The organism is Sphingomonas sp. Leaf38 (assembly GCF_001421825.1).
Taxonomy (GTDB): domain Bacteria; phylum Pseudomonadota; class Alphaproteobacteria; order Sphingomonadales; family Sphingomonadaceae; genus Sphingomonas.
In genome coordinates this window covers 266,592-272,000 of record NZ_LMLD01000010.1, presented here as the reverse complement: position 1 = coordinate 272,000, position 5,409 = coordinate 266,592, and the positions used below count along the sequence as shown (strand labels likewise).

Here is a 5,409-nt window from a genome sequence, read left to right as displayed (position 1 = left end):
GGGGGAGGAAAGCAAAACGCCTGCTCCGTATCCTCCCCCTCCGTCGCCTTCGGCGCCACCTCCCCCTGGCGGGGGGAGGATTGAGAGGGGATTACGCGCCTGCCTCAGCCGGCTTGCCCTCGCGCACGTCGCCCGGCAGGCCGGTGATCGTCTTCACTTCCATGAAGTCGGTCAGGCCATAGCGGCCGTTCTCGCGGCCGTTGCCCGACTGTTTGTACCCGCCGAACGGGGCGCCGATGTCGGGGCTCCACGAATTGATCGTCACCAGCCCCGCGCGCAACCGGCCTGCGACCTTCGCCGCCGCCGCTGGGTCGCCGGAGATCGTCGCCGACAGCCCGTATTCGGTGGCGTTGGCGATGCGAATACCTTCGTCCTGGTCGGCATAGGCGGTAATCGTAGCCACCGGCCCGAACGTCTCTTCCTGCGCGATCCGCATGTCGGGGCGCACGTCGGTGAACAGCGTCGGCTGGATGTAATAGCCCGCATTGCGCCCGTCCGGACGACCCACGCCGCCCGTCACCAGCGTCGCGCCTTCGTCGATCGCGGACTGGATCAGCCCCTGGATCTTGTCGAACTGCGCCTTGTTGACGACCGGGCCGATATGCTGGCCCATCTCGGCGGGATCGCCGACCTTGGTCTGCTCCATCATCGACTTCACGATCGCGGTCGCCTCCGCGACCTGGCTCGCATGGACGAGCAGGCGCGTCGGCGCGATGCAGCTCTGCCCCGAATTGGCGAGCACGCCGGCCACCGTCGGCGGCAGCACCGCCGCCAGATCGGACCCCTCGAGCACGAGGTTCGCCGCCTTGCCGCCGAGTTCCTGATGCACGCGCTTGACCGTCGGTGCGGCCGCCAGCGCGACCGCGATGCCCGCGCGCGTCGATCCGGTGAAGCTCACCATGTCGACGTCGCGGTGCGCGCACAGCGCCGCGCCGACCCCCGGACCGTCGCCGTTGACGAGGTTGAACACCCCCGCGGGCACGCCCGCCGCGTCCATGATCTCCGCGAGGATCACCGCGCACGACGGCGCCTCCTCGGAGGGCTTCAGGATCATCGTGTCGCCCGCGGCCAGCGCCGGGGCGACCTTCGCGCAGATCTGGTTGAGCGGCCAGTTCCACGGCGTGATCATCGCGACAACGCCGAGCGGCTCGTGCACGACGGTCGCCTTGCCGATGACTTCCGAGAATTCGAACGCCGCCAGCGCCTTGGCGGTCGCCGAGAAATGCGCGAGTCCCGTGGGTGCCTGCGCCATCGACGCGAGCGCCATCGGTGCGCCCATCTCCTGCGACATCGCCTTCGCCAGATCGGGCATCCGCGCCTTGTACTCGGTCACGATTCGGCCGAGCACATCGAGGCGTTCCTGCACGCTCGTCTGGCTCCAGCTCTCGAACGCCGCGCGCGCCGCAGCAACCGCCTTGTCGACGTCGGCGGCGGTGCCAAGCGTGATTTCGGTGCACGGCTGCTCGGTCGACGGGTCGATCACCTGATAGACGGTGCCGCCCTCGCTCTCGACCCACGCGCCATCGATATATTGCTTTAAATAGCTTTTCATCGTGCCTCTCCGCATCTTGTCTTGCCAAGGAATGGGCTCGCCGGAGATCGGTTGCAACCCGAAACGCGTCAGGTAGGTTGCCGCCGAAATTCATCAGGAGTCGGGCATGGCGAGAGTGGCATTCATCGAGCAGACCGGCGGCCCGGAGGTCATCCAGTGGCGCGACGTACAGCTGCCGCTGCCGGGCAAGGGCGAGGTCTGGATGCGCAACACCGCGGTCGGGCTGAACTATATCGACACCTATCACCGCAGCGGTGTCTACCCGGTCGACCTGCCATCGGGACTCGGCAGCGAGGCCGCGGGCGTGGTGATGGCGGTCGGCGAGGGCGTCACCGGGTTCGCGCCCGGCGACCGGGTCGGCACGTTCGGCCCGTCGCGCGGCGCCTATGCGACCGAGCGCAACGTGCCCGCGACCCAGCTGTTCAAGTTGCCCGACACGCTCGACGACCGCACCGCTGCGGCAATCCTGCTCAAGGGCACCACCGCCGAGTTCCTGGTCGAGCGCTGCGCCAAGGTGCAGGCGGGCCAGACCGTGCTCGTTCATGCGGCGGCAGGCGGAGTCGGCCACATCCTGGTCGGCTGGCTGAAGGCGATCGGCGCGACCGTCATCGCCAGCGTCGGCAGCGAGGACAAGGCGGCGCGCACGGGCAAGGCCGGCGCCGATCACGTCATCAACCACAAGTCCGAAGACATCTCCGCGCGCGTCCGCGAGATCACCGACGGAAAGGGTGTGCCGATCGTGCTGGACGGCGTGGGCGGCGCGACCTGGGACGCCTCCCTCGACAGCACGGCCAGGCGTGGTCTGATCGTCAGCTACGGGAATGCGGGCGGCGTGGTCGACCGAGTCAATATCGGCGTTCTCGCGCGCAAAGGCTCGCTGTTCGTCACGCGGCCGACGCTGTTCGATTATTATGTCACGTCGGAGGAAAGGCAGGCCGGTATCGCACGCCTGTTCGCGATGCTCGACAGCGGCGCGATCACCCCCGAAATCGGTCAGACTTTCGCGCTGGAGGATTCGGCCGACGCGCACCGTGCGGTCGAGAGTGGTGAGACGTGGGGGAGCACGCTGCTGCTGCCCTGAACCGCTGTGATCGATTGACTGATTGAGCGACCGCGAAACGGTGACCTATACGTTAACTACCGCCTAACGCATTGTATGTACGTCGAACCTATGGTTCGTTCTTACAATTTCGCAGCGGCGATGTGTATTGTCGCGCAGGGTATCGCGGTCTGCATCGGGTCTGCGGTGCTGATCGCTTGGCCGCCGCGGCACGGCGAATATCTGCTCGTGCCGGTCGGCGCGAATGCGGTCGCAAACTTGCTGCCCATGGCTTTCGCCGGCCATGCCTTGTTGATTGGCGCGGGACCGTTGCCGCACAGTTACGTGGTCAGGGGCGATCGTGCGCAATTGGCCGGGGTCATGATGGCGCACGGCGTCGTGATGGTTGCGGCATCGGCCGTAGCCTGCGGCGAGACGGCGGTGGCGGCATGAACCCGACCGACCTCGAGGTTTTTCGTACCCGCGGAATCGCCATCGTCGCGATCACCGGTTGGGTCTGCACGCTTTGGCTCGGTCTGATGGGGCTGTGGCTCGATGCGGACGGGCTCGTCCCGGTGCTGGTCGTCGCGGTGCTCGTCAATCTCGCGCCCACGCTGATGGCGATGCGGCGGCGTCACGATCCGGTGGCGCGGCTGGTGTCGGGCACACCGGCCGCGGTGTATCCCGCGCTCGGCGTCTATCTGTTGCAAGGACATGCCTGGCAGATGGACGCGCACATGTATTTCTTCGTCGCGCTCGCCGCGCTGGTGGTGCTGTGCGACTGGCGGCCGGTCGCACTCGCCGCTGGCCTGATCGCGATCCATCATCTGGTGCTGGAGATGGCGGCGCCGGGTTGGGTATTCACGGGGTCTGGCAATATCGGCCGAGTCGTCATCCATGCCGCCGCCGTCGGACTGCAACTCGCGGTACTAGGCTACGTTACCGCCCGGTTGCGCAGCCTGATGATCCGCCAGGAAACGGCGCGCTGCGAGAGCGAGGCGCTGGCGAGCGAAGCGATCGACAGCCGCAACCGGATGGAGCAGGCGATCACCGCGATGCGGGCTGCCGAGGCGCGCGAAGGCCGCGAGCGCCAGCATCGGCTGGAGATCGAACGCGAACTGGCCGCGCGTCGCGCTGCCGAGATGATGGCGCTGGCAGAGGCGTTCCAGGCGTCGGTCGCGGATATCGTCGACACGGTCGGCTCGGCCTCCACCCGGCTTGATGGATCGGCGCGCGCGTTGAACGAACTCGCGCAGGTGGCTACCCGCCAGACCGAAGCGAGCGCCGCCGCCGCGACGCAGTCGTCGGAGAGCGCGGGGCGGTTGTCGGCGCAGATCCACGCGCTGACCCGGTCGGTGACGTCGATCGCGACCGTCGCCGAGCAGCAGGTCCAGCTCGGTACGGAGGCGCGGACGGCATCGACGCTCAGCCACGCGGCGATGCTCGCGCTGGTGGAACGGACGCAGACGATCGGCAGCTTCGCCAATTCGATCCAGCAGATCGCCGCCAAGACCAACCTGCTCGCGCTGAACGCGACGATCGAGGCGGCGCGCGCGGGCGACGCCGGCAATGGGTTCAAGGTGGTGGCGAGCGAGGTCAAACAGCTTGCCGGACAGGCGACCGGTGCCTCGAGCGAGATCCGCGCGCTGGCCGGGTCGGCGGAGCAGGGGGCGGGGGTCGCCAACGATGCGCTCGGCCGGATCGCGACGACGATCGGCCACCTTGCAACCGCCGCCGACACCATTCAGGCAGAGGTGCGGCATCATCACCAGACCGCTGCCTCGATCGAGCGCACCGCGGACAGCACCGCGGCGGGGATCGACAGCATGGCCGACGAGATGCTCGGCGTCGCGCGGGTCGCCGGCGAGACGGCGGGGCTGTCGGACATGGTCGCCCGCGCTGCGACTAGTCTGCTGGATACGGCCCGCCAGCTCCGCGCCGCGACCGATCGCTTCGTGGCGCAACTCAAGGCGGCGTAGCGCGGACCGGTTTGCGCGACGCCGAAACCGCGGTAGGGCGGGGGCCCCTTTCGGCGAGACGACGATGAGCCTGAACCTGTTGCTGGTCGAGGACGATGCGATGTTCGCGCAGGCGATGGCGGAGGAGCTGCGCGGGCTCGATCACCGTGTCACGGTCGCCATCGATGGCCGCGAGGCACTGGCGGCGGTCGACAGCGCACCGTTCGATGCAGTGGTGCTCGACCGGATGCTGCCAAAGATCGACGGCATGTCGGTGCTGACGCGGCTTCGCGATGGCAACATGACGGTGCCGGTGATCATGCTCACCGCGCTTGGCCGGTCGGTCGAGAAGGTCGAGGGTCTTGAGGCGGGCGCCGACGATTACGTCGTCAAGCCGGTCGCCGCCGCCGAACTCAGCGCGCGGCTGGCGGCGATCGTCCGCGGACGTGGCTGGACCGGGAGCAGCGCCGACACGATCCGTGCCAGTGACATCGTCGTTAGCCCGACCCGTTTCCGTGCCTGGCGCGACGGCACCGCGATCGACCTCGGCAAGCTGGAGTTCAAGCTGCTCGCGGAATTCGTCGCCAATGCCGATACGGTGATGACGCGCGCGATGCTTGTCGAGCGCGTCTGGGGCTACGATTTTGCGCCGACCACCAACATCGTCGATGTCTATGTCCGCCACCTGCGCGTCAAGTTGACGGCGGCGGGGGGCGAGGACCCGATCGTGACGGTGCGCGGCGTCGGTTACATGTTGCGCGGCTGATGCGGTTCCGGTCGCTTCGGACGCTGACCGGGGCGTTCCTGTTGGCGTTCCTCGTCGCGACGCTGGGCACGGGGTTTGCTATCTACGCGGTAAC

5 protein-coding genes are annotated in these 5,409 nt (G+C 67.9%); 4 read left to right on the top strand and 1 reads right to left on the bottom strand.

All coding sequences use genetic code 11. The features are described 5' to 3' along the window. Positions 1-91 precede the first annotated feature (91 nt). Entirely contained in the window at positions 92-1,552 is a 1,461-nt protein-coding gene (locus tag ASE88_RS06820) for an aldehyde dehydrogenase family protein (protein WP_055879215.1), read from the bottom strand. 106 nt (positions 1,553-1,658) lie between these two features. Between ASE88_RS06820 and ASE88_RS06815 the strand changes: the two genes are divergently transcribed. The 4 genes from ASE88_RS06815 to ASE88_RS06800 all read left to right on the top strand — a co-directional run bounded on the left by ASE88_RS06815 (position 1,659) and on the right by ASE88_RS06800 (position 5,315). After that, positions 1,659-2,633, top strand: a complete 975-nt coding sequence (locus ASE88_RS06815; protein ID WP_056476917.1) for a quinone oxidoreductase family protein — start codon at positions 1,659-1,661, stop codon at positions 2,631-2,633. 75 nt (positions 2,634-2,708) lie between these two features. Next, positions 2,709-3,044 carry a hypothetical protein gene (locus ASE88_RS06810; protein ID WP_056476914.1) on the top strand — a complete coding sequence of 112 codons (336 nt, stop codon included), beginning with the start codon at positions 2,709-2,711 and terminating at the stop codon, positions 3,042-3,044. Then, positions 3,041-4,570: a methyl-accepting chemotaxis protein gene (locus ASE88_RS06805; protein WP_055879225.1), complete on the top strand. Its 1,530-nt coding sequence runs from the start codon at positions 3,041-3,043 to the stop codon at positions 4,568-4,570. The genes ASE88_RS06810 and ASE88_RS06805 overlap by 4 nt, the downstream gene beginning before the upstream one ends. A 64-nt stretch (positions 4,571-4,634) precedes the next feature. After that, entirely contained in the window at positions 4,635-5,315 is a 681-nt protein-coding gene (locus ASE88_RS06800) for a response regulator transcription factor (protein ID WP_200910178.1), read from the top strand. Positions 5,316-5,409 lie beyond the last annotated feature (94 nt).

Excerpts from the sequence above, each read along its gene's own strand:
- ASE88_RS06820 (WP_055879215.1), bottom strand. The coding sequence starts at position 1,552 with ATGAAAAGCTATTTAAAGCAATATATCGATGGCGCGTGGGTCGAGAGC.
- ASE88_RS06815 (WP_056476917.1), top strand. The coding sequence starts at position 1,659 with ATGGCGAGAGTGGCATTCATCGAGCAGACCGGCGGCCCGGAGGTCATC.
- ASE88_RS06810 (WP_056476914.1), top strand. The coding sequence starts at position 2,709 with ATGTACGTCGAACCTATGGTTCGTTCTTACAATTTCGCAGCGGCGATG.
- ASE88_RS06805 (WP_055879225.1), top strand. The coding sequence starts at position 3,041 with ATGAACCCGACCGACCTCGAGGTTTTTCGTACCCGCGGAATCGCCATC.
- ASE88_RS06800 (WP_200910178.1), top strand. The coding sequence starts at position 4,635 with ATGAGCCTGAACCTGTTGCTGGTCGAGGACGATGCGATGTTCGCGCAG.